Origin of the sequence: Microbacterium sp. STN6, assembly GCF_026410545.1 — a bacterium.
Lineage (GTDB): Bacteria > Actinomycetota > Actinomycetes > Actinomycetales > Microbacteriaceae > Root112D2.
In genome coordinates this window covers 139,009-161,901 of sequence record NZ_JAPMIT010000001.1, presented here as the reverse complement: position 1 = coordinate 161,901, position 22,893 = coordinate 139,009, and the positions used below count along the sequence as shown (strand labels likewise).

The following is a 22,893-nucleotide window of genomic DNA, read 5'->3' as shown; positions in this document are numbered from 1 at the left end:
CCCTCTGCCGTCGCGGCCATGAGAAGTTGGTGCAATCCGATTCCGGCAGGGGGTCCGAACCATTACTGAGCGGTCAGATCGGCCGCGGTTCCGCACCATCTGTGAGTAGGAGCTCATCATGCGATTCATCCCCACCAAGGTTCACGGCGTTCTCGATTACGTTGTCGCCATCGCGCTGATCTTCGCGCCCTTGATCTTCGGATTCTCCGACCTTGGCGGCGCGGCCGTCGTCATCCCGATCGTTCTCGGTGTCGGCCTCATCGTCTACAGCCTGTTCACGCGGTATGAATTGGGCGCGTTCCGGCTGGTCCCCATGCCCGTGCACCTGGTCGTCGACGTCGTCGCGTCCATCGTGCTCATCGTGTCGCCGTTCGTGTTCGGCTTCATCAGCGAGGCCCCGAACGCGTGGCTGCCGCACATTATCGTCGGGGCCGCCGTCATCGTGGTCGTCATCTTCTCCGAGCCGCAGCCGTCACCGTCGGTGCGCCGCTCGGAGCACGCGACGAGCGCTGCGTGACCCGGTTGTAACCCACTCCCGCGCTCCACTGCCGAGCGTTCGCCCCGTGCCTCGGACCGACGAGGTGCGGGGCTTACGCGATCCCGGTAAGCGGCGTGGTCGATCTGCGCGTGCGCCGGCTGCCCAATCTGTACGTGCGCGGGTCGCGCAATCTGTGCGTGCGCCGGCTACGCAATCTGTGCGTGCGCGGGCTATGCGACCCACACGTGCGAGGCGCGCGGCACCGGCCACGAGTCGAAAAGTGCCCGCTGACGGGCGCCGGCCACCGACGGCACGGATGCCGCCATCCGCGCCGTCGCCTGTCGCGACGACGTGGCGGCGGTCACGGCTGCTCTCGTCAGCAGAAGCTCCCGTGCGGCTGAGACCCGTACGAACTCTGCCGCCGCCGCCGCGAGATCGCTCGCCGGGGCCCCGGCGAATCGGTCGGGATGCGTCAGCCGGGCACGCCGCAGGAACGCCTCCGCGACTTCAGCCCGTGAGGCGAAGACGCTGACGTTCAGGATGGCGGCGGCGGCCTCGGGCGTCATGACCGAAGGCCGCCCGGCAAACATGACATATTCTCACATTAGCGCATCCGCTGCCCGGCCACCACGCCTGCCCGATCGGTCCGATCGGCCAGACCACGCCCTGCGAACTGCCAGATCCGCCCACGAACGTCAGATCCGGCCCCCGAACGAAAACGACGGCGATATCGTCGCAAAACGCGATATCGGCCGCACTCTCGACCGATTCGATCGGAATGTCCGTCGTTTTTGTTCGGGTCGCTAGCGTGCCGAACCACTGGGGCCGCCCGAGCAGGCGGCAGGCAGGCAGGCAGGCAAGCAAGCAAGCAAGCAAACGGGCCAGGCAGCTAGGCAAGCAAGCAGTCGGTCAGGCAGGCAGGCAGGCGAGGCGGCAGGCGGCAGGCGGCAGGCGGGCCAGCGTCGAGCTCCGTGCCCTGCCCAGGCCGGCGCCGCGGCGCGTCAGCGGCCGGCGAGCGCCTGGTCGAGGTCCGCGATGAGGTCGCCGACCTCCTCGATGCCGACCGAGAGCCGCACCACGTTCTCGGGCACGGCAAGCGGCGTGCCCTTGACCGAGGCGTGCGTCATCTCGGACGGGTAGCCGATGAGCGACTCGACTCCCCCGAGCGACTCAGCGAGCTGGAACACGTGGGTCGACTCGGCGAGGTGCTGCGCAGCATCCGCCCCGCCGGCGAGCGCGAGCGAGAGCATGCCGCCGAAGCCGCTCATCTGCCGGGCCGCCAGTTCGTGGCCCGGGTGCGACGGCAGGCCCGGGTAGTAGACCGCCTCGACGGCCGGGTGCTCGAGCAGGTGCTCCGCGATCGCCTGCGCGTTCTCGCTGTGCCGCTGCATGCGCACCGCGAGCGTCTTGATGCCGCGCACCGTGAGCCACGCGTCGAGCGGCGCCGAGATGGCGCCCGCCGCGAACTGCAGAAACCCGACCTTCTCGGCCAGCTCGGCGTCGCGCATGACGAGCGCGCCGCCGATCACGTCTGAGTGCCCACCCAGGTACTTCGTCGTCGAATGCACCACCACGTCGGCCCCGAGCGACAGCGGCTGCTGCAGCGCGGGCGAGGCGAACGTGTTGTCGACCACGACGAGCGCGCCGGCCTCATGGCCGAGGGCCGCCAAGGCGGCGATGTCGCTGATCTTCATGAGCGGGTTGCTCGGCGTCTCAATCCACAGGATGCGCGTGCGCTGAATGCCGAGCGCCTCGCGTACAGCGTCGAGATTCGCGAGGTCCACCGGGGTGTTGCGCACGCCCCACGCGCCATGAACGCGGTTGATGAGCCGGTAGGTTCCGCCGTACACGTCGTTGCCGAGCACCACGTGGTCGCCGGGGGTGAGTACGGCGCGCAGCAGCGCATCCTCTGCCGCAAGGCCTGACGAGAACGAGTACGCCTTCTGGCCGCCTTCAAGCGAGGCGAGCAGCGTCTGCAGCGAGTCGCGCGTGGGGTTCGCGCTGCGCCCGTACTCGTAGCCGCCACGCAGCCCGCCGATGCCGTCCTGCACGAACGTGGAGGTCTGGTAGATGGGCGGCACGACCGCGCCGGTGGTCGGGTCGAATTCCTGCCCGGCATGGATGGCGCGGGTGGCGAATCCTTCAGTCAACGGGTGCTCCTTGCGTAGTCGTGGGTCAATTCAGGCGCTGAGGTAGGTCAGCAGGTCGTGGCGGGTGAGCACCGAGACGGGCTTGCCGCCGTCGGTCACGAGCAGGGCGTTCGCACCGGCCAGCGCGGCGCGGGCCGCCGACACCGACTCGTTGATGCCGATGAGCGGCAGCGGCGCGCCGGCGAAGCCCTGCACCTTGTCGCCCATGGCCGCCTGCCCGCTGAAGACCTTCTCGAGCAGATCGCGCTCCTCGATCGCCCCCACGACCTCGCCGAGCACGACGGGCGGCTCGGCCGAGAGCACCGGCAGCTGCGAGACGCCGTACTCGGTCATGATCGCGACGGCGTCGTGCACCGTGTCGCTGGGGTGCGCGTGCACGAGAGACGGCAGCTGCCCGCTCTTCGTCTTGATCACGTCGCCCACCGTGGACTCGTCGGGCACGTCACTGAAGCCGTATGAGCGCATCCACTTCTCGTTGAAGATCTTGCCGAGGTACCCGCGCCCGCCGTCGGGCAGCAGCACCACCACGACATCGTCAGCGCCGAGGGATGCCGCGGCACGCAGCGCCGCCACCACCGCCATGCCGCTGGAGCCCCCCACGAGCAGCCCCTCTTCGCGGGCGAGCCGACGCGTCATGGCGAACGCCTCCGCGTCGGAGACGGCGATGACGTCGTCGACCACGCTCGGGTCGTAGGCGGCAGGCCAGAAATCCTCGCCGACGCCCTCGACCAGGTATGGCCGCCCGGTCCCGCCCGAGTACACCGACCCCTCGGGGTCGGCGCCGACGATGCGCACCTCGCCGTTCGATACCTCTTTAAGGTAGCGACCGGTTCCGCTGATGGTTCCGCCCGTGCCGACGCCCGCGACGAAGTGCGTGATGCGGCCTTCGGTGTCGCGCCAGATCTCGGGCCCCGTGGTCTCGTAGTGACTGAGCGGCCCGTTCTGGTTGGCGTACTGGTTCGGCTTGAATGCTCCGGGGATCTCGGCGACCAGACGGTCGGAAACGCTGTAGTACGAGTCGGGATCCTCCGGCGCGACCGCGGTCGGCGTCACGACGATCTCGGCGCCGTAGGCCGTGAGCACGTTGCGCTTGTCCTCACCCACCTTGTCGGGAAGCACGAACACGCAGCGGTAGCCGCGTTGCTGTGCGACGAGCGCGAGGCCGACGCCGGTGTTGCCGCTCGTCGGTTCGACGATGGTGCCGCCGGGCCGCAGTTTGCCCTCGCGCTCAGCGGCATCGATGATGCGCGTGGCGATGCGGTCCTTCGACGAGCCGCCCGGGTTCAGGTACTCGACCTTCACGAGCACCGTGGCCGCGATGCCCTCGGCCACGGCGTTGAGCTTGACGAGCGGCGTGTTGCCGATGAGATCGAGAATGGTCTCGGCGTACTTCATGTCGTTGCGTTCCTTACGTTGTCATGTCGTCTGATGCGAAGTGGCCCTGCACGCGCGATGGCGATGGACGGCCCGGTGGTCGAGTAGCGCCAAGGCGCGTATCGAGACCTGGAGACTCAGCGACGACAACAGAGCTGCGACATGCAACCCAGCCTAGCGTGGGCCGCCGACGCTCTCATGCGGCCCCTGAATGACGGCACCGGCCGCGCGCAGTTCGGCGACCACGCCGTCGAGGGCGGGCTCGTCGGGCAGCGGGCTCGCATCCGCTGGCCTGCCTTCACGTATGGCAGACGCGAACTCACGCAGGTACGCGACCACCTGCTCGACGCCCCGGTCGGTGGCCGGCGGCGAACCGTACCCAGAGCGGATGACCGACGCCGTCACGGCGTCGGTGACGCGCTCGAGCGCGACGATGACCGGCCAGAACACCGCGGCCTGCCTGCTGACGAGCGGTGGCTCGGCGAGCGCCTGCTGCAGCGCGACGCGCAGGTCGGCGAGGCGCCGGTAGGTGTGCCGGCGCACGGCGCGGCGGTCGTGGTCGTGTGTGGCGAGGGCGACGCGAACGTAACGCCGAACGTCGTCGGCCACGTCGGCCACCTTGCCGGCCATGTGGGCCCCCGAGCGCCAGGTGGCGGGCCAGGGCAGGTAGCCGAAGGCGAGCACGATGGCGCAGCCGATGCTCGTGTCGAGCAGGCGGCTGACGACGAGCTGTTCGTCGGGGCCGTGGCCGAGGTCGAGCAGCAGCACGATGACGGGCGTCAGCAGCGTGGCGAAGAGACCGTAGTTGCGGCGCTGCACGACCGGCAGTGCGGCGGCGAAGAGCGCGATCGCCGCCAGCACCGGGACGCCGCGCGGTACGAGGGTCAACAGCGCCGTGCCGATGAGCACGCCGACGATCGTTCCGATGCCGCGCTGTACGGCGCGCGCGAACACCGAACCGAAGTCGGGCTTGAGCGTCACCGCCACCGTCAGCGCGATCCAGTACGGTCGCTCGGCCGGCACGAAGAGGCCGGCCAGCTGGGCGATGCCGAGACAGATGACCAGGCGGATGATCGGCAGCCACGTTCCACGGCCGCCCGCAACGGCGTCCCGCAGCGCCGCCAGCCGGTCGCCCCCGCTCGGAGTGCGCGCGGCGTCGTCCTCCGCCTCCTTGCCGTCGACGATGATGGCCCCTATCGCGTCGAGGCTCTTCTTCAGGCCGGCCAGCTCGGCGGATTCCGGGCCGCGCGAGGTGGTGCCGACAGCATCCGCTGTGCTTTCAACGGGGTTGCGGCCGTGCCAGGTGCCCTGCTGAATGGCGAAGGCGAATGAGCGCACGGTTCCCGAGAGACGAAGCGGAATGTCGACGCCGGAGCGAACGAGCGCGACCGTCTGTTCGACAAGGGGCGTGGCCGCGTTCAGCAGGGCGGCGAGCCGTCGCACGCGCTTCTCGCGGCCGCCGACCGCGGCCCGATATGACACGACCGTGTCGTACGCGGTGTTCATCGCGTTCGTCAGCTCCCTGCGGGCCTCCTCGCCACGGCTGCCGCCCGACATCTCCATCAGCACGGCGAGGGAGCGGTACACCTCGGCGACCGCGAGCCGCTCGGGCGCCGTTGTGCGACCGATGCCGCCAGAGAGCGACAGCAGCAACGCCCACGCCGCACCGGTGAAGTAGAGCAGCGGCGGCATCCATGCGGGCCCGTTGCCGAAGCTCACGCCCGACGCGACGATCACGTAGATGAGGAACTGCAGGCTTGCGACCGATGCCACATTGCCGAGCACGCTGGCGAGACCCGAGACGAGCGCCGCCGCCAACACGAGCAACGGCGTGATGAGGGGGTGGCCGAATGCGAGGCCGCCGAGGGCGAAGCCGGTCGAGCCGGACGCCGCGACGATTCCGATGCGGCTGATGCGCGCGCGGTACGGCCCCTCTTTATCAGCGATGGATGCGGCGAGCGCGCCGATCGAGCACACCAGCCCGCCGCCGAGCTGCCCGATCGCCATGCCCACGCTCACCGGCGTCGCCACGGCTACTGCAGTGCGCAGCACCCGCGGCCACGGGATCGGCGCGGGCTTCGGGCGCAGAAGCTCGGCGACCCACCCGATCGACTGCGAGACCATGCCGCCAGCCTAGGAGTGTCGGCGACATGACGCTCCGGGACTCAGGGGCTGACGAATCCGGTTCTCGGGACCCAAAACACGCTCGGCGGACCAGTTATATAGGGTCCCGGCATGCGCTTTCGGGTCCCGCGACCCTCGAGCAGAGCGGCGTGAGCGTAGCCGACGAGATTCGGATGGCAGGCAGCACCCCCTCCTAGGATGGAGGTATGTCCGTCTCCCAGCTGACGAACGCCGCACAGGACTACCTGAAGGCCATCTGGAGCGCCACCGAATGGTCGCCGACTCCGATCACGGTCACGCAACTGGCGGAGCGCATGGGGGTACGCGCGGCGACGGTGTCCGACGGCATCCGTCGTCTGGTCGACAAAGGGCTGCTCGAGCACGAACCGTACGGCAGCATCGAGCTGACCGAGGAGGGCCGGGTGCACGCCGTCAGCATGGTGCGCAGGCACCGGCTGCTCGAGACGTTCCTCGTCGAACTGCTCGACTACGACTGGACCGAGGTGCACGACGAGGCCGAGGTTCTCGAGCACGCCGTGTCGGACGCGTTCGTTGAGCGCATCGACGCCCGGCTCGGCCACCCGCTGCGCGACCCGCACGGCGACCCGATCCCCACTGCCGACGGCCGCCCGCACCGCCCGAACGCGATCCCGCTTGCCGACGCGCCGGCCGACACCGAGCTCGCCGTCGAGCGCGTCTCTGACGCCGACCACGCTGTGCTCGCCAGCGTCGGCCGCCTCGGCATCCGACCCGGCGCGGGGCTGACCGTGCAATACAGAGCAGCGGATGCCGGTGGGCTGGCGTGCGTCGCCGGTACCGCGCCCGTCGAGCTCAGCGCGGCGCAGGTCGCTGCCGTCTGGGTCGCCGCCGTCTGAGTCCGGGGCTGCACGAGGGCGCCGGGGCTGCACGAAGGTCCCGGGCTGCACGAAGGTCGCGGGACCGCTACGTGCTCTGCCCCAGGATCGTCAGCACGATGAGCGCGACATTGAGGCACACGATCAGCGCGACCGCCAGCCAGCCGACCGCGCGCATCCAGCGCCCGTTCGCGTGCTTCCCCATGAGTGCGCGGTCGCCCGTGAGCGTCATGAGCGGGATGACCGCGAACGGGATCCCGAGGCTGAGGAACACCTGGCTGAGCACGAGCGCCCACGTGGGATCCGCGCCGAACGCGAGGATCGCGAGCGCGGGCAGCAGCGTGATGACCCGTCGCACGAGCAGAGGCACGCGCACTCGCAGCAGCCCGGCCATGATGCTCGCACCCGCGTAGCTGCCGACCGACGTCGAGGCAAGGCCGGAAGCGAGCAGCCCCACCGCGAACGCGACGCCGATCACGGGGCCGAGCGCGTGCGTGATCGCCGCGTGCGCTCCCTCGATCGTGTCGGTCCCCGAGGCGCCGCCGAGGCTCGCCGCGGCCAGCAGGAGCATGGCGATGTTCACGGCGCCGGCGATCACCAGGGCCGTGCCGACGTCCCAGCGCGTCGCGGTGATGAGGCGCGAGAGCTTCGCGGCATCCGTCTGCCTGCCGTGACGATCGCGGACCAGCGCCGAGTGCAGGTAGATAGCGTGCGGCATCACGGTAGCCCCGAGCATGCTCGCGGCCAGCAGCACGCTGCCGCCGCCATCGAAGCGGGGCAGGAGCCCGCCCGCCGCGGCCGGCCAATCGACGCCGGTGATGAACAAGCCCGCGATGAAGCCGGCCGTGATGACCCCGAGCAGCGTGAGGATCACGGCCTCGAACGGGCGCTGGCCACCGCGCGACTGCACGATGAGCAACACCATGGACGCGGCCCCCACGATGACCCCGCCGAGCACAAGGGGCACGTGGAAGAGCATGCGCAGGGCGAGGGCGCCGCCGATCACCTCGGCGAGGTCGGTGGCGGCGGCCACGAGCTCGGCCTGCACCCAGAAGGATCGGCGCGCGGCCGGCCGCAGTCGCTCGCCAAGCAACTCGGGCAGGCTGCGGCCCGTGACGAGGCCGAGCCGTGCCGACTGGTACTGAACGAGCACCGCCATGCCGTTCGCCATCACGAGAACCCACACGAGCAGGTAGCCATGCTTGGCCCCGGCGGTCAGATTGGCGGCGACATTGCCGGGGTCGACATAGGCGATGGCGGCAACGAACGCCGGGCCGAGAAGCGTCAGCAGCCGCGCCGACGTACGCTTCACCTGCTCAACGCTCACGTCGCTCACGTCGCTCGCCATCACCTCGCCCTTCGAAGTCTCGCCGCGGGTGACTGCGCGCATCCGCAAGTGTTAGACCAGCCTAACAATTCTGGGCTTCGCTGCTAGCCCTCGCTGGCGCGCGGCCACCGTCCCGCCGGAGCGGCAGCCGCCCCGAACGAAAACGACGGACATTGTGACGGATGCGGCCCCGTCGGCGCGAAAAACGCCCCTGAGACCGGCTTACTCCGTCGTTTTGGTTCGGGGGGTCTCGATACGGCCGCGGGGCGGCCTACTCGACCACCGTGATATGACCGCGGGGCGGCCTACTCGACCACCGTGGCGCTGGTGGTGCCGTCAACCTGCTGCGCGTACAGGCGCGCGTAGCTGCCGCCGGCGGCGAGAAGCTGCCCGTGCGTGCCGCGCTCCACGATGCGGCCGCGCTCGACCACGAAGATCACGTCGGCCGCGATGATCGTCGAGAGCCGGTGCGCGATGGCGATCGTCGTGCGCCCTCGCGCGGCCGTATCGAGCGCTTGCTGCACCACGTGCTCCGAGATGGAGTCGAGCGCGCTCGTCGCCTCGTCGAGCACGAGCACTTCCGGGTCCTTCAGCAGCACGCGCGCAATCGCGATGCGCTGCTTCTCGCCACCCGAGAGCCTGTAGCCTCTCTCCCCCACGAGCGTGTCGTACGCGTCGGGAAAGCTCGCGATCGTCTCGTGGATATTCGCGCGCCGAGCCGCCGACTCCAGCTCCTCCTGGGTCGCGTCCGGCTTCGCGTAGCGCAGGTTCTCGGCGATGGACGCATGAAAGAGATACGTCTCCTGGCTCACCACGCCGATGTGCTCAACCAGCGACTCCTGACGCAACTCGCGCACGTCCGTGCCGCCGAACAGCACGCGGCCGCCCGTCGCGTCGTAGAAGCGCGGCACCAGGTACGACACGGTCGTCTTGCCGGCGCCCGACGGCCCGACGAACGCCGCGAACTGGCCTGGCTCGACGGTGAACGAGACGCCGTCGAGGGTCGGCCGCTCGCCGTCGCGCGCATCCGGGTACGAAAAGGTCACGTCGTCGAACTGCAACCGCCCGCGGGCCTCGCCAGGGGCGACGTCGCGCGCATCCGCTCGGTCGGCGATGGCGGGCTTCAGGTCGAGGTACTCGAAGATGCGGGCGAAGAGCGCTCCCGAGGTTTGCAGGTCGAGGGCCACCCGCATGATGCCGAGCAGCGGGAACAGCAGCCGGGCCTGCACCGTGGTGAACGCCACGATCGTGCCCGCCGAGATACCGGTAGCGCCGCCCACGAGCAGCCAGCCCGCCACCAGGTAGACCACCGCGGGGATGCTGGAGAGGAACACGTTAACCATGGCGAAGAACCACTGCCCGCTCATCGCCTGGCGCAGCTGCAGGCCGATCTGGTTCTCGTTCTCGCCCGCGTAACGCGCGATCTCGGAGCCCTGCCGGTTGAAGCTCTTCGCGAGCAGGATGCCGGAGACGCTCAGGGTCTCCTGCGTGATCGCGGTCATGTCGGAGAGCGATTCCTGCGTCTTGGTCGCAATGCGCGCACGCACCTGCCCGACACGGCGCTGCGCGATGACGAGGAAGGGCATGAGCACGACCGCGACGACGGTGAGCTGCCAATCCAGCAGCAGCATGGCGATGAACGCGGCGATCACGGTGACCGTGTTGCCGAGCACACTCGAGACCGTGTTTGTGAGCACGCTGGCCACGCCGCCCACGTCGTTCTGCAGCCGGGACTGGATGATGCCCGTCTTCGTGCGTGTGAAGAAGCTCAACTCCATGGCCTGCAGGTGCGTGAACAGGCGCACGCGCAGGTCGCCCATGACCCGATTGCCGACCGACGCCGTCAGATACGTCTGCCACACGCCGAGCAGCGCCGACGACACGTACACCGCGATCATGAACCCCACGATGACCGCGAGCACCGGCAGGTTCGGCCCGCCGCGGGCGAAGAGCCCCTCGTCGAACGCGCGCTTGGTCAGCAGCGGCGGAATGACCGTGAACGCGGCGCCCGCGAGCACGAGCACGACCGTGACGATGAGCGCGGCCTTGTGCGGCGCGAAGAGCCGAGCGATGCGGCGGCCCAGATTGCGGATGCGCGGAGCCTCGGCATTAGCAGCGCGCTGAGCGGCGTAGTCGCCGCCCGACACGCGACCTCGCCCGCCGCCGCGCACATTGCTCACCCGATGAGCCTAATCGCGCTCGCGGCCCGCTGGCGCCGGTCGCGGTTCAGGCACAGCCTCAGCGCTGCGAGCCGGCCAGCAGCGCCGTGACGAAGTAGCGCTGGAACGCGAAGAACACGATCAGCGGAATGATCATCGACAGGAACGCTCCCGACGACAGCACGTCGATGTTCGCCCCGAACTGCCGCAGCTGGCTCTGGATCGCCACCGTCACCGGCTGCGACGACGCGTTCGTGAAGATCAGCGCGACGAGCATGTCGTTCCACACCCACAGGAACTGGAAGATGCCGAGCGACGCGACGGCGGGCATGCCGAGCGGCAGCACGATGCGCGAGAAGATGCGCATCTCGCTCGCGCCGTCGAGCCGGGCCGCCTCCATCAGCTCTCCGGGAACCTGCGTGAAGAAGTTGCGCAGCAGGAAGATGGCGAACGGCAGGCCGAACGCCGTGTGGAACAGGATGACGCCGATGATGCTGCCGAACAGCCCGAGCGAGCCGTAGAGCTTCGCGATCGGGATCAGCGCCACCTGCACGGGCACGGCGAGCATCACGATGACCGCGATCAGCAGCCAGTCGCGACCGGGAAATTTTACCCACGCGAACGCGTAGCCCGCCAGCGCACCGATCACGACCACCAGAATCGTCGCGGGCACCGTGATGACGATGGTGTTCCAGAACGAACCCATGAACTGCGCATTGCCCAGCAGGTTCTCGTAGTTCTTCAGGGTCAACTGGGCCGGTGCCGTGAACACCGTCCACCAGCCGCTCTGCCCGTTGTCGGTGCTCGAGCGCAGCGACGAAAGGAAGAGGCCCACGGTCGGCACGAGCCAGAAGACCGCGACGATCAGCAGCACCAGGTTGACGACACCTTTGCCGAAGAAGTCGACGACACGGCCGGCGGCGCTGCGCTTGCCCCTGACGATGCTGAGATCGGTCGTGGTCACTGCTCCCTCTCCGTCCTGAACCTGCGCACGTTGATGATCATGAACGGCAGCACGAGTATCAGCAGCAGCACGGCGAGTGCGCTGCCGAGGCCCTGGTCGTTGCCGCCGCCGAACGACACCGACCACATCTGCACGGCGATCACCGTCGCATCCGGCAACGATGAGGCAGGGGGTATCACGTAGACCAGGTCGAAGATCTTCAGCACGTTCACGATGAGGGTGATGAACACCACGATGAGCACGGGCGAGAGCAGAGGCGCCGTGATGCGCCGGAACACCTGCCACTCGTTCGCCCCGTCCATGCGCGCCGCCTCCTGCAGAGAGCGGTCCATGGCAGACAAGCCGGATGCGATCATCACCATGGCAAAGCCGGCCCAGATCCAGACGTAGCTGAGGATGACCACGGCGGTCACGAGCGTCGGGCCGAGCCACGAGATTCCGGTGTAGGCGGCCTGGAAGTTCGACGCAGGCAGGGTGACGGTGTAGCTGCCCGACGCGAGCGAGGCGATCGCGTAGGTGCCGTCCGCATCCGTCGTCGCCTTGCCTACCACGGCACCGGATGCGTCGACTGCGTCGACTTCGACACCCGGCAACCCCTTCTTGCCGTCGCCGAGCTGGCCGTTCTGGCCGCCGCCGCCGCGCACGAAGTCGAGCCAGACCGTGCCCGTGATCTCATCCGACTTCGCCGCAGGCGCGGGCGCGCCGGTCTTCGCGGTGGCCGGCACGTTCTCCTGGTTGATCGCCAGGAGCGGGAAGTTTGCCTCGCCGCCAGCCTGCACCGCGTCGTTCGACGTGATGGCGCCACTCTTCGCCTGCGTGATGCCGGCGTCAGGCCGCGGTCGGGCGTTCGGGTACGACGAGTTGGGGGCGAAGGCGTCGTGAATGGCGACCAGGCCGGCGTTCACTGAGCCGAGCTGCGGGTTCTCCTGAAACGCAGTGCGAAAGATGACGCCGGCCGCGACCATGGAGATGGCCATGGGCATGAACACGATCAGCTTGAACGCGATGCCCCATTTGATCTTGTCCATGAGCACGGCGAAGATCAGGCCGAGGATCGTGACGCTGACCGGCACCACGACGACCCAGATGATGTTGTTGCGAATGGCGACGAACGTGGCCGGATCGGTGAACATCGTGGCGTAGTTGCCGAGCCCCAGGAAGTTCGTGCCCGCCGCGTCGTACAGGGAACGCCAGATCGAGTAGATGACCGGGTAGGCCACCAGAACGCCGAGCAGCACGAGGGCCGGCGCGAGAAACGCGAGCGCCGTGTAGATGGTGCGGCGCGTGCGCGCCCGACGGGGAGGGCGCGAGGCGCCCTCCCCCTCGGTGCGTGTGCGCTCGGCAACCGGAGCGGTTGTCATGGCGTCGACCTCTGCCGGTTACTTGTAGTCCTGCACGGCGGCCGCCTCGAGCTTCTGCTGCGTGCCCTGCACATCGGTGGGGTTGTTGAAGAAGTCGATCAGAATCTGCCATTCACCCGACCCCTTCGTTCCACCGAATGCGCTCGGCGCCGAGTCAGACATGTCGAACCGGAACGTCTTCGCGTTCACCAGCGCCTCGGCGATCTGCTTCGACGTGGCATCCGGGTATGCCGACATGTCGACCTTCTTGTTCGGCGAGGTGAATCCGCCGAGCTTGACCCAGATGGTTGCCGCTTCGGGCCCGGCGAGGTACTTCATGAGCGCGGCAGCACCCTTGTTCTTCTTCAGCTGGATGGCCGCGTTTCCACCGCCGACGACCGCGGGCTCAGACCCGTCGATCGAGGGGAAGTCGTAGAACTTCGCGTTCTCACCGACCTTCGACTTGGTGCTGCTGGCGATGTTGCCTGCCACGAAGTCGCCCTCGTAGACCGTTCCTGCCTTGGGGGTTGCGCCGAACACCTCGGTGACCGAGTCGCCGAAGGTGCGCTGTGCGGTGCCCGGTTCCACGATCGCCTTGTCGCCCCACAGGGTGCCGAGGAGTGTGAGCGCCTTGGTCACCGACGGGTCGGTCCACGGGATCTCGTGGTTGGTGAGCTTGTCGTACATGTCAGGGCCGGCGGTGCGGAGGTACACGTTCTCGAACCAGTCGGTGAGCGGCCAACCGGCATCCGCACCAATGGAGAGCCCGTACGTGCCGGAGTCGGAGATGAGCTTCAGCGTCTTCATGAATTCGTCCCACGTCTTGGGCACCGTCGCGCCGGCCTGGTCGTAGACCTTGGTGTTGTACCAGACTGTCGACTTGTTCGAGCCCTTGAACCAGATGCCGTACGCCTTGCCGTCGACACTGCCGAGGTCGACCCAGGTCTTGGCGAAGTTGGCCTTGACCTCGTCGAGCGTCGCGCTGTCGAGTTCGATCAGGCTGCCGGCCTTGGCGAGCGAGGTGAGCAGCCCGGGCTGCGGAATGACCGCGACGTCAGGCGGGTCGCCGCCCTCGACCTTCGTGTTCAGCGTGGTCGCGACGTTGGTGCCGTAGCTGGTGTAGTTGACCTTGGCTCCGGTCTCCTTCTCGAACTGCGCGAGTACCTTCTCGAAGTTCTTCTGCTCGGCGCCCGACCAGTCCGCCGCGACGTTGAGGGTCACGCCCTTCAGCTCACTGCCGCCGGACGAATTGCCGCCCCCGCCGGAGTTGTCGGAACCCCCGGACGAGCACCCGCCGAGCGCGAGCGCCGTGACACCCATGGCTGCCATGATCGGAATCAGTCGACGTCGTATTGCCTTTGCCATCTGTCTCTCCTCTTTGAGCGTGCCGAGCAGGGCACCCGCTGCCGGCTTCGCCGTGCCGGCCGGGTACGCCGGGCACATCGAGGGCCGGTTTACAGGTGGTTCCTTTCTGACACCCTACTGAGGGGTGGACAGACTCGCACCCGGTTAAGGTTGCAACTTGGCAACCAAAGCACGGGGTCGCCCGAGGGCCGCGCACGCGGCGAGTGCAGAGGGCGGCAATCGACGCGGCCTCAGCTGGCGTCGGCGAGCGAGATCGCCTCGGCCTCCTCGAGCTGGCTCTCGTGCCCGCCGTCGGCACGGCGCAGCGCGCGCGAGCCGGCGATGACGAGCGCCGCCGCGATGAGCACTGAGACAGCCGCCATGAAGAACGGCGTCGACGGCGCAATGGTGTCGGCGAGTACGGTGGCCAGCGGCGGGGCGATGGCGCCGCCGAGGAAGCGGACGCCCGAATAGGCGCTCGACGCGACAGAGCGCGGCAGATCCGTCGCCTCCATCACGCTCTCGGTGAGCACCGTGTTCAGGATGCCGAGGAACAGCCCGCCCACGATCACGCACGCGATGAGCCCCGCGGCCGAGTGGATCAGCAGCCCCGCGACCAGGAGGTCGGCCGCGAGCACCGGCAGCATGGTCCAGAGCACGCGGGTGCGTCGCATGCGCGACGTCAGCAGCGGCGCGAGCCACACGGAACTCACGGCGACCGCGACGCCCCAGCCGAAGAAGATGAACCCGAGCGTCATGGCACTCGAGAGACCGAGCGGCACGAGGGCGAACGGCGTGTAGGCGAGCAGCACGAAGAAGCCGATGTTGTAGAACAGGGCGGCGCCGGCCATAACCGCGAGCGCCGGCCTGGCGAGCGCGCGGAACGGCGCCGAGAGCGGCGTCGGCTGCGGGCTCTCGGGATCCTTCTTCAGCAGCGTGACGATCGCAACGAAACCGACCGCCATGAGCACGGCCGTGCCGAAGAACGGCCCCCGCCAGCTGATGCCGCCGAGCAGCCCGCCGAGCAGCGGGCCGACCGCAATGCCGAGACCCAGCGCTGCCTCATACAGAATGATCGCGGATGAGGTGCCGCCCGAGGCGGCACCCACGATCGTGGCAAGTGCCGTCGAGATGAACAGCGCGTTCCCCAGCCCCCACCCGCCGCGGAAGCCGATGATCGACTCGACGTTCTGCGAGAGCCCGGCCGCGGCCGCGAAGATCACGATGAGCGCGAGGCCGATGAGCAGGGTCTTCTTGGCGCCGATGCGACTGGAGAGCCAGCTCGTGAAGAACATGGCGACGCCCGTGATCACGAGGTAGCTCGTGAACAGCAGCTCCGTTTCGGTAGGCGTGGCCTTCAGCTCCCCCGCGATGGCGGGCAGGATGGGGTCGACGAGGCCGATTCCCATGAAGGCGATGACGCACGCGAAGGCGACCGCCCACACGGCGGTCGGCTGTTTGAGGATGCTGGCCGAGCCCGACGACGAGGCGTGGGGCGCCGTGGCGGTGCGGCTCATCGGGCGGCCCCGTCGAGCAGGGCAGCGGATGCGGCATCCGTGAGTCTCTCTCGCGAGCTGATGATGTCGACCGCGCGACGCAGAACCTCGGCCTCGTCGTCGGTGATGTCCTCGAAGAGGGGAACGAGGGCCGTCGCGATGGTGTCGCGCCACTGCTGCAGCGCGGCCTCGCCCTTGCGGGTGCTGGCGATCTGCCAGGCGCGGGCGTCATCGGTGTCGGCGATGCGCTTGACCCACTCGCGCTCCACGAGGTTGCGTACGAGCTTGGTCATGGTGGGCTGGGAGACGCGGCTGCGGGTGGCGAGTTCGCCGAGGCGCATGGCGCCGAAGCTCTGCAGCACGCTGATGGTGCGCCACGTGGCTGGTGACTCGGTGTTACCGCTCACGTGGGCGGCGAGGCGGGTGAGCCGGTGGCTGGTCTGCACGAGATCGCTGAGGGTGCGCTGCAGGCCGCTGGCGCCGTCGGCGCTGTGCGCAGTGTTGCTGTGCGCAGTGTTGCTGTGCGCACTATTGCTGACTGCAGTTTGGCTGGTTGCTGTGTTGCTACTTGCTGTGTCGGCGTCCGGGCGCGCCGAAGTAAGGATTTCTTGGGTTGGCATGTCTCTATTATATATAGCCCGCCTAACTAAATCCAATCCGGCGTCTCCGAGGTCGGCGGCGATGGCGGCGGTGGGGCGGCGGCGGTAGCCCGGGCGCGCAGCTCTGCAGGAAGATTCGGCCGACACCCCGTGCCTGCAGCGATCTTCGGCGGCGTGTCTGCCGATTCTTCCTGCAGAGCGACATTGCTGATCGCCAGGGCGGCGGCGGGGGCCGCGGTGTCGGCGGTGGGGCGGCGGTAGGCGCGCAAAAGGGCACCGCCCGCAGTTGCGGGTCGGCGCCCTTTCGAAGAGAACCTACGAGATGCGCAGATTACTTGACGGTGACGGTCGCGCCGGCACCCTCGAGCTGCTCCTTGGCCTTGTCGGCGGCCTCCTTGTTGACACCCTCGAGCACAGGCTTGGGGGCGCCGTCAACGAGGGCCTTCGCCTCACCGAGGCCGAGGCTGGTGAGCGTGCGCACCTCCTTGATGACCTGGATCTTCTTCTCGCCGGCGGCCTCGAGGATCACGTCGAAGGAGTCCTTCTCCTCAACCTCTTCGGCACCACCCGCGGCACCACCGGCAGCCGGAGCTGCGGCGGCCGCGACGGGAGCGGCGGCGGTGACCTCGAAGGTCTCCTCGAACTTCTTCACGAACTCGCTGAGCTCAATGAGCGTGAGCTCCTTGAAGGCGTCCAGCAGCTCGTCGGTTGACAGCTTTGCCATTGTTTCTTCTCCTTGTATCTCTGATGTACTCACCGCGTGCATGCCCTCGGCGACGGATGCTGCGCACCCTGCCGGGGGGACCAACCTCTCGGCCGACTAGCTTGCGGACTCCTGCTTGTCGCGCAGCGCGTCGACCGTGCGAACGGCCTTCGACAGCGGTGCGTTGAACAGATATGCGGCTCCGAACAGCGAGGCCTTGAAGGCGCCGGCCAGCTTGGCCAGCAGCACCTCACGGGACTCGAGGTCGGCGAGCTTGCCTACCTCTGCGGCGGTCAGCGGGTTGCCATCGAAATAGCCGCCCTTGACTACCAGAAGAGGGTTTGCCTTGGCGAAGTCACGAAGAGCCTTCGCGACGGCGACAGGGTCACCGTGCACGAACGCGATCGCGGACGGGCCGACGAGCTCGTCGTCAAACGACGAGATGCCTGCCTTGTTCGCCGCGATCTTGGTCAGCGTGTTCTTCACCACGGCGTACGACGCGTCCGCACTGATGCTTCGACGCAGCTGCTTGAGCTGCGCAACAGTGAGGCCGCGGTACTCGGTCAGCAGAACGGCGCTCGAGCTCTGGAACTTCTCCGTGAGCTCGGCAACCGTGGCTTCCTTGTTCGCCATGGCCACTCCTCAATATTTCTGTGCCGGCAGCCCCGGGCCCGGGCATGAAAAAAGCTCCATGCGCAGGGCATGGAGCTCGATTCGCGAATGACCGCGAGAAAAGTTCACATACACCTGCGCGGGTTGTTCATACTCGAACCTTCGATCGGATGCGCCCAGCTTGCGCGCGCGCACCGATAACCAGCGGTCTTTGGCTTCGTACAGAGTACGTGAGCAGAAGGGCGATCCGCAAATCGGCCTGCCGGTTGAGGAGCGGCCGAGAGCCGCGTCTCGAAACCCCCAATGCTGGTTGAGGAGCGGCCGACGGCCGCGTCTCGAAACCCTTGAGCGAACGGGGTTTCGAGACGGCGCTTCGCGCCTCCTCAACCCACTCCCGCGGCGCTTCGCGCCTCCTCAACCCGCTCTGCCCGTCACTTCGCTCCCGCGGGCGCGTTCTCCTTCTTCTTGGAGAGCGGGTCGGCGATGTCCTCGAGCGACTTGCGCTCCGAGTCGATGCCGAGGAACACCTCCACGAGGCCAGCGGCAATCATGAGACCGGCGCCGATGTAGTACCCCACTACCACGGCGTCGACCCCCTGGTCGACGAACCGACCGAACAGCAGCGGCCCGATAATGCCGCCGAGCCCGGTGCCGACCGCGTAGAAGAACGCGATGGCCATGGCTCTGGTCTCCATGGGGAAGATCTCGCTCACCGTCAGGTAGGCCGAGCTCGCCCCGGCGGAGGCGAAGAAGAACACGATGACCCAGCACACGGTGAGCCAGGTGGCGTCGAGCACTCCCCCGCCGAAGAGAAGCGCGGTGCCCACGAGCAGCAACCCGGAGAGAATGTACGAGCCGCTGATCATGATCCTTCGGCCGACGCTGTCGAACAGCGGGCCGAGCAGCACGGGGCCGAGGAAGTTTCCGACGGCGATGGGCACGAGCGACCACGGGGCGACCGAGTCCGGCACGTTGAGCAGCTTCGTCAGCACGAGCGCATACGTGAAGAAGACGGCGTTGTAGAGGAACGCCTGCCCGATGAACAGGGAGAGGCCGAGCACCGACCGCTTCGGGTACACCGTGAAGCCGACGCGGATGATCTCGAAGAAGCTCGTGGTCTTGCGCTGGTGGATCTCGAGTTGTTTGTCCTTCGGCACCGCCTCGAGCTGCTCGCCCGTCGACTCCTCGACCTGCTGCTCGATGTCGCCGACGAGCTTCTCCGCCTCCTCGTCTCTGCCGTGGATGAAGAGCCAGCGCGGAGACTCGGGAACGTTGCGGCGAACCACCAGGATGATGAGTCCGAACAGCGCGCCGAGCCCGAAGGCGAGGCGCCATCCGATGTCTGCGGCGAAGATGTCCTTGTTCAGCAGGAACACCGTCAGCACGGCGCCGCACGCGGTGCCCAGCCAGTACGAGCCGTTGATCGCGAGGTCGACCACGCCGCGGCGACGGGCGGGGATGAGCTCGTCGATCGCCGAGTTTATCGCCGAGTATTCGCCGCCGATGCCGGCGCCCGTGAAGAAGCGGCACACGAAGAAGAAGAGGGGCGTGAACGAGAAGGCCGTGGCGACCGTGGCAAGCAGGTAGAGGCCGAGCGTGATCATGAAAAGGTTGCGGCGGCCGAAGCGATCGGTGAGGTAGCCGAAGACGAGGGATCCGCAGCAGGCGCCGGCGACGTAGATGGCCGCGGCGAGGCCCACCTCCGCTGCGGTGAGGCCCAGCCCGCTGCTGCGCTCGGTGATACGCGAGCCGATCGAGCCGACGATCGTGACCTCGAGCCCGTCGAGGATCCAGACGGTGCCGAGGCCGATCACGACCATCCAGTGCCAGCGCGACCACGGCAGCCGGTCCATTCGCGCGGGAATCCTGGTGGAGATCGCCTTCTGATCTGTCGTCGCCATCGCGCCCCCTGTCGCCGTTTTCGACGCTACCCCGGGGCTTCCAGGGCCGCCACGACAGGCGAGGCCGGCGATTCACGGCGCGGATGCGCGGGGCGCGTCGCGTGCAGAGAGACGCCGCGGCGATAGTTGCGCTACATCAACTAATATGTATAGTTGACGAATACAACTTTCGACTTCACCCGCTTCGTCTTCAGGAGAAACACCACCCGTGACATCCACGTCAACCCAGGGCACGAGCGTGCCTACCGCCGGCGACACGCCCGCGGCATCCGCTATGTCGCACCGTCAGGTGCTGCAGGCCCTCTCCGGACTGCTTCTCGGCATGTTCGTCTCGATCCTCGCCGGAACCGTCGTCAGCACCTCGCTGCCCCGCATCATCTCCGACCTCGGCGGCGACCAGACCGCCTACACCTGGGTCGTCACGTCGACCCTGCTCGCCACCACCGTCTCCACGCCGATCTGGGGCAAGCTCGCCGACCTCGTCAGCCGCAAGCTGCTCATTCAGCTCTCGCTGCTCGTCTTCGTGCTCGGCAGCGCCCTCGCCGGCTTCTCGCAGGACACGGGCACGCTCATCCTCTTCCGCGTGCTGCAGGGCCTCGGCGCCGGCGGCCTCACCGCGCTCAGCCAGATCATCATGGCCGACATCATCAGCCCGCGTGAGCGCGGCCGCTACATGGGCCTCTTCGGCGGCATCATGGCGCTCGGCACCGTCGGCGGCCCACTGATCGGCGGCCTCATCACCGATTCGATCGGATGGCGCTGGAACTTCTTCGTCGGCGCGCCCGTCGCGATCATCGCGATCATCCTGCTGCAGAAGACCCTGCACCTGCCGAAGCTGAGCGGCCGCAAGGTCCGCGTCGACTACGCGGGCGCTGCCCTGCTGGCCGGCGGCGTCTCGCTGCTGCTGATCTGGGTGACCATGGGCGGCAGCCAGTTCGAGTGGATGAGCTGGACGACGCTCTGGATGGTAGGCGGTGCCGTTCTGATGCTCGCCGCCATGATCATCGTCGAGGTGAAGGCCGCCGAGCCCATCATTCCGCTCGGCCTGTTCCGCAACCGCACGTTCACTCTCGCGGTCGTCGCCAGCATCTCGGTCGGCGTGGCCATGTTCGGCACCTCCGTGTTCCTCAGCCAGTACATGCAGCTGGCCCGAGGCGCGACGCCCACCGAGTCGGGCCTGCTCACGCTGCCCATGATCGGCGGGCTGCTCGTCTCCTCCACCCTGATCGGCAACCTGATCAGCCGCTTCGGCAAGTGGAAGGGCTACATGGTGCTCGGCGCCGCCATGCTCACGGTCGGCATGTTCCTCATGGGCACCATCAGCTACGACACGAACTACGTCGTGCTCTCGGTGTACATGTTCGTGCTCGGAGCCGGCGTCGGCATGGTCATGCAGAACCTCGTGCTCATCGTGCAGAACACGGTGGCGGCAGAGCAGATGGGCGCATCGAGCGCGGCCGTCTCGTTCTTCCGCAGCCTGGGCGGCACGATCGGCGTTTCGGTCATGGGCTCAGTGCTCGGCACGAGCGTCGCCAACCTCATGATCGACAAGGCGGATGCCCTCAAGGCCGCCATCATGAAGCTCGGCGAGGGGGGTGCGCAGATCGCGCAGGCGATGCAGAGCGGCACCATTCCGAAGGTGAGCGAGCTGCCGCACGGCGTTCGCATCATCGTCGAGTCGATCTACGGGCAGTCGGTCGCCGAGATCTTCCTCATCGCCTCGCCGCTGGCTCTCGTCACCCTCATCGCGGTCGCGTTCCTGCCCAACATGCCGCTCGGCTCGAAGACCACGCTGCAGCGTCTTGCCGAGAAGACGGATGCCGCATCCGCTGCCCCGGTGCCCGCGGGCGCCCACGTCGCGGTTGCTGCCAGCGGCGCGAGCGCAGCCGGGTTCGCCGTCGCGCACGGGAACGCTGCGGAGCATGCGGAGGAGACGCTCGTCGACGTCGCCGACGCCATGATCGGCGCCCGCCCGCTCGACGCGGATCTCGCGGATACCGCCCGCGACGAGAATCGCGACTGATCGACGGCCTATGATGCCGGTCATGACGCACGACGGCCTCGAGCAGGCGATCGCGGGGGTCGAGGAGCAGTTCTCGCAGCTGTATTCACACGTGAAGAGAGGGATGCGCGAGCGTGCCCTGCGCGTGGACCCGGCGCTCAGCCCGCTCGGGTTCTCAATGCTGAACGCGATCGTTCGCCTCGCCCCCGTGCACGCGCGGGTGCTCGCCGAGACCCTCGAGCTCGACAAGAGCATCGTGAGCAGGCAGCTTCGCCAGCTCGAGGAGCTGGGGCTCGTGGTGCGCGAGGCCGACGAGGAGGATCGGCGCGCCGCCTACCTCGTGGCCACGCCGCACGCGCTCGAGCGGGTGGGCGCCGTGCACCGTGACGAGCGCCGCAAGCTCCGCGAGGGGCTCGGCGAGTGGTCGCAGCAGGATCTGGAGAAGCTCGGGGAGCTGCTGGCGCGCATCAATGAGCTTGGGTGAGGGTCTTGGGACGCGCGGTTTCGAGACGCGCCTGGGGCGCTCGTCAACCCGCTACGGTTCGCCAGCTGTGCTCGGGGGCGTAGCCCAGCATCCGCTTGGCTTTGTCGATGGAGAGCATGGTGTCGTGCTCGCCCAGATCGCGCGTGAGGCGCACGCCCGGGAAGACCTCGGCGACGAGCTCGTCGTTGGGGCGTGAGCTGACGGTGTCGGCGGCGGCGATGATGAAGCGCTCGAAGCCGGTGCCGTCGTACTCGAGCGCCTTCTCGACGGCCTGGGCGCCGTCGCGGGCGTCGATGTAGCCCCAGAGGTTCCACTTGCGGGTGCGCGGGTCGGCGTCGTAGCCGGGGAAGTCGGCGTAGTCGTCTGGGTCCATGACGTTGGAGAAGCGCAGGGCGACGATCGTCAGCTGCGGGTCCCAGCGGGTGAGCTGGATCGCCATCTGCTCCTCGAGGTGCTTGACGAGCGAGTAGACGCTTTCGGGACGCGCGGGGTACTCCTCGTCGACCGGAATGTAGGGCGGCGGCACGTCGAACGGCAGGCCGAGAACCGTCTCGCTCGAGGCGTAAACGATGGTACGGATGCCGGTGCGACGCGCCGCCTGGAAGACGTTGAACGTCGCCGGCATGTTGTTGTGGAAGGTGGCGACGTCGCTCGCGATGCCGGGCGCCGGGATGGCGGCGAGGTGCACGAGGGCGTCGTACGGGGTTGTCTCGGGGCCCGCGCCGTCGTTGCCGTCGCGCACGCCGAAGAGCGCGTCGACGACCTGGCCGTAGTCATCGAGGTCGACGCGCAGCGCGCCGGGCTCGCGGGGCGCGGCGATGTCGAGGCTCGTGACCTCATGGCCATGCTCGCGCAGCACGCGCAGAACGGTACGGCCGAGCTTTCCCGAGCCTCCGGTGAGGGCGATTCTCATGCGTGTGCTCCTTTGCGGGCGGGGGTCTCGATACGCGTCTTCGACGCTACTCGACCGGCGGGGTGGCGT

At 68.1% G+C, this 22,893-nt stretch carries 19 protein-coding genes; 4 read left to right on the top strand and 15 right to left on the bottom strand.

What is annotated here, in order from left to right; translation table 11 throughout:
* The first annotated feature begins 118 nt into the window (after nucleotides 1–118).
* Nucleotides 119–517, top strand: a complete 399-nt coding sequence (locus OSC27_RS00750; protein WP_267179508.1) for a hypothetical protein — start codon at nucleotides 119–121, stop codon at nucleotides 515–517.
* A gap of 191 nt (nucleotides 518–708) precedes the next feature.
* On the opposite strand, the gene OSC27_RS00745 is transcribed toward OSC27_RS00750, so the two are convergent.
* From OSC27_RS00745 to OSC27_RS00730, 4 genes are all read right to left on the bottom strand, one after another.
* The gene (locus OSC27_RS00745; RefSeq protein WP_267179507.1) at nucleotides 709–1,068 is read right to left on the bottom strand and encodes a J domain-containing protein; all 360 of its coding nucleotides are present in this window, start codon (nucleotides 1,066–1,068) and stop codon (nucleotides 709–711) included.
* Between the two features lie 411 nt (nucleotides 1,069–1,479).
* Nucleotides 1,480–2,628 (bottom strand): cystathionine gamma-synthase, encoded by a 1,149-nt coding sequence (locus OSC27_RS00740; protein ID WP_267179506.1) that lies wholly within the window; start codon nucleotides 2,626–2,628, stop codon nucleotides 1,480–1,482.
* Between the two features lie 30 nt (nucleotides 2,629–2,658).
* On the bottom strand, nucleotides 2,659–4,023 hold the full coding sequence (locus tag OSC27_RS00735; protein ID WP_267179505.1) for a cystathionine beta-synthase: 1,365 nt from the start codon (nucleotides 4,021–4,023) through the stop codon (nucleotides 2,659–2,661).
* Between the two features lie 153 nt (nucleotides 4,024–4,176).
* A complete protein-coding gene (locus tag OSC27_RS00730) occupies nucleotides 4,177–6,126 on the bottom strand; it encodes an FUSC family protein (protein ID WP_267179504.1) in 1,950 nt (649 codons plus the stop codon).
* Between the two features lie 206 nt (nucleotides 6,127–6,332).
* Between OSC27_RS00730 and OSC27_RS00725 the strand changes: the two genes are divergently transcribed.
* Nucleotides 6,333–7,001: a metal-dependent transcriptional regulator gene (locus OSC27_RS00725; protein ID WP_267179503.1), complete on the top strand. Its 669-nt coding sequence runs from the start codon at nucleotides 6,333–6,335 to the stop codon at nucleotides 6,999–7,001.
* 67 nt (nucleotides 7,002–7,068) lie between these two features.
* Here OSC27_RS00725 and OSC27_RS00720 read toward each other — a convergent pair whose 3' ends face one another.
* The 10 genes from OSC27_RS00720 to OSC27_RS00675 all read right to left on the bottom strand — a co-directional run bounded on the left by OSC27_RS00720 (nucleotide 7,069) and on the right by OSC27_RS00675 (nucleotide 19,425).
* Entirely contained in the window at nucleotides 7,069–8,328 is a 1,260-nt protein-coding gene (locus tag OSC27_RS00720; RefSeq protein WP_267180386.1) for an Nramp family divalent metal transporter, read from the bottom strand.
* A gap of 284 nt (nucleotides 8,329–8,612) precedes the next feature.
* Nucleotides 8,613–10,478: an ABC transporter ATP-binding protein gene (locus OSC27_RS00715; protein WP_267180385.1), complete on the bottom strand. Its 1,866-nt coding sequence runs from the start codon at nucleotides 10,476–10,478 to the stop codon at nucleotides 8,613–8,615.
* Between the two features lie 67 nt (nucleotides 10,479–10,545).
* Nucleotides 10,546–11,430, bottom strand: coding sequence for a carbohydrate ABC transporter permease (locus tag OSC27_RS00710; protein WP_267179502.1), 885 nt, complete (start codon nucleotides 11,428–11,430; stop codon nucleotides 10,546–10,548).
* Nucleotides 11,427–12,791, bottom strand: a complete 1,365-nt coding sequence (locus tag OSC27_RS00705) for an ABC transporter permease subunit (protein WP_267179501.1) — start codon at nucleotides 12,789–12,791, stop codon at nucleotides 11,427–11,429. The genes OSC27_RS00710 and OSC27_RS00705 overlap by 4 nt, the downstream gene beginning before the upstream one ends.
* Nucleotides 12,792–12,809: 18 nt before the next feature.
* The gene (locus OSC27_RS00700) at nucleotides 12,810–14,135 is read right to left on the bottom strand and encodes an ABC transporter substrate-binding protein (RefSeq protein WP_267179500.1); all 1,326 of its coding nucleotides are present in this window, start codon (nucleotides 14,133–14,135) and stop codon (nucleotides 12,810–12,812) included.
* A 230-nt stretch (nucleotides 14,136–14,365) separates the two neighbouring features.
* Nucleotides 14,366–15,631, bottom strand: a complete 1,266-nt coding sequence (locus OSC27_RS00695) for an MFS transporter (protein ID WP_267179499.1) — start codon at nucleotides 15,629–15,631, stop codon at nucleotides 14,366–14,368.
* Nucleotides 15,628–16,230: a MarR family winged helix-turn-helix transcriptional regulator gene (locus tag OSC27_RS00690; RefSeq protein ID WP_267179498.1), complete on the bottom strand. Its 603-nt coding sequence runs from the start codon at nucleotides 16,228–16,230 to the stop codon at nucleotides 15,628–15,630. The genes OSC27_RS00695 and OSC27_RS00690 overlap by 4 nt, the downstream gene beginning before the upstream one ends.
* A 310-nt stretch (nucleotides 16,231–16,540) precedes the next feature.
* Entirely contained in the window at nucleotides 16,541–16,933 is a 393-nt protein-coding gene (gene rplL / locus OSC27_RS00685; protein ID WP_267179497.1) for a 50S ribosomal protein L7/L12, read from the bottom strand.
* 96 nt (nucleotides 16,934–17,029) lie between these two features.
* A complete protein-coding gene (gene rplJ, locus OSC27_RS00680; RefSeq protein ID WP_267179496.1) occupies nucleotides 17,030–17,545 on the bottom strand; it encodes a 50S ribosomal protein L10 in 516 nt (171 codons plus the stop codon).
* Nucleotides 17,546–17,955: 410 nt separating this feature from the next.
* Nucleotides 17,956–19,425: an MFS transporter gene (locus tag OSC27_RS00675; protein ID WP_323373863.1), complete on the bottom strand. Its 1,470-nt coding sequence runs from the start codon at nucleotides 19,423–19,425 to the stop codon at nucleotides 17,956–17,958.
* Between the two features lie 274 nt (nucleotides 19,426–19,699).
* On the opposite strand from OSC27_RS00675, the gene OSC27_RS00670 reads away from it, so the two are divergent.
* Nucleotides 19,700–21,448: an MDR family MFS transporter gene (locus tag OSC27_RS00670; RefSeq protein ID WP_267180383.1), complete on the top strand. Its 1,749-nt coding sequence runs from the start codon at nucleotides 19,700–19,702 to the stop codon at nucleotides 21,446–21,448.
* Nucleotides 21,449–21,470: 22 nt separating this feature from the next.
* Nucleotides 21,471–21,911, top strand: a complete 441-nt coding sequence (locus OSC27_RS00665) for a MarR family winged helix-turn-helix transcriptional regulator (protein WP_267179495.1) — start codon at nucleotides 21,471–21,473, stop codon at nucleotides 21,909–21,911.
* 43 nt (nucleotides 21,912–21,954) lie between these two features.
* Here the strand turns inward: OSC27_RS00665 and OSC27_RS00660 are convergent, their stop codons facing one another.
* A complete protein-coding gene (locus OSC27_RS00660; protein WP_267179494.1) occupies nucleotides 21,955–22,824 on the bottom strand; it encodes an NAD-dependent epimerase/dehydratase family protein in 870 nt (289 codons plus the stop codon).
* Nucleotides 22,825–22,893 lie beyond the last annotated feature (69 nt).

Excerpts from the sequence above, each read along its gene's own strand:
- OSC27_RS00750 (WP_267179508.1), top strand. The coding sequence starts at position 119 with ATGCGATTCATCCCCACCAAGGTTCACGGCGTTCTCGATTACGTTGTC.
- OSC27_RS00745 (WP_267179507.1), bottom strand. The coding sequence starts at position 1,068 with ATGTTTGCCGGGCGGCCTTCGGTCATGACGCCCGAGGCCGCCGCCGCC.
- OSC27_RS00735 (WP_267179505.1), bottom strand. The coding sequence starts at position 4,023 with ATGAAGTACGCCGAGACCATTCTCGATCTCATCGGCAACACGCCGCTC.
- OSC27_RS00730 (WP_267179504.1), bottom strand. The coding sequence starts at position 6,126 with ATGGTCTCGCAGTCGATCGGGTGGGTCGCCGAGCTTCTGCGCCCGAAG.
- OSC27_RS00725 (WP_267179503.1), top strand. The coding sequence starts at position 6,333 with ATGTCCGTCTCCCAGCTGACGAACGCCGCACAGGACTACCTGAAGGCC.
- OSC27_RS00720 (WP_267180386.1), bottom strand. The coding sequence starts at position 8,328 with ATGGCGAGCGACGTGAGCGACGTGAGCGTTGAGCAGGTGAAGCGTACG.
- OSC27_RS00705 (WP_267179501.1), bottom strand. The coding sequence starts at position 12,791 with ATGACAACCGCTCCGGTTGCCGAGCGCACACGCACCGAGGGGGAGGGC.
- OSC27_RS00700 (WP_267179500.1), bottom strand. The coding sequence starts at position 14,135 with ATGGCAAAGGCAATACGACGTCGACTGATTCCGATCATGGCAGCCATG.
- OSC27_RS00695 (WP_267179499.1), bottom strand. The coding sequence starts at position 15,631 with ATGAGCCGCACCGCCACGGCGCCCCACGCCTCGTCGTCGGGCTCGGCC.
- OSC27_RS00690 (WP_267179498.1), bottom strand. The coding sequence starts at position 16,230 with ATGCCAACCCAAGAAATCCTTACTTCGGCGCGCCCGGACGCCGACACA.
- rplL (WP_267179497.1), bottom strand. The coding sequence starts at position 16,933 with ATGGCAAAGCTGTCAACCGACGAGCTGCTGGACGCCTTCAAGGAGCTC.
- rplJ (WP_267179496.1), bottom strand. The coding sequence starts at position 17,545 with ATGGCGAACAAGGAAGCCACGGTTGCCGAGCTCACGGAGAAGTTCCAG.
- OSC27_RS00675 (WP_323373863.1), bottom strand. The coding sequence starts at position 19,425 with ATGGCGACGACAGATCAGAAGGCGATCTCCACCAGGATTCCCGCGCGA.
- OSC27_RS00670 (WP_267180383.1), top strand. The coding sequence starts at position 19,700 with ATGTCGCACCGTCAGGTGCTGCAGGCCCTCTCCGGACTGCTTCTCGGC.
- OSC27_RS00665 (WP_267179495.1), top strand. The coding sequence starts at position 21,471 with ATGACGCACGACGGCCTCGAGCAGGCGATCGCGGGGGTCGAGGAGCAG.
- OSC27_RS00660 (WP_267179494.1), bottom strand. The coding sequence starts at position 22,824 with ATGAGAATCGCCCTCACCGGAGGCTCGGGAAAGCTCGGCCGTACCGTT.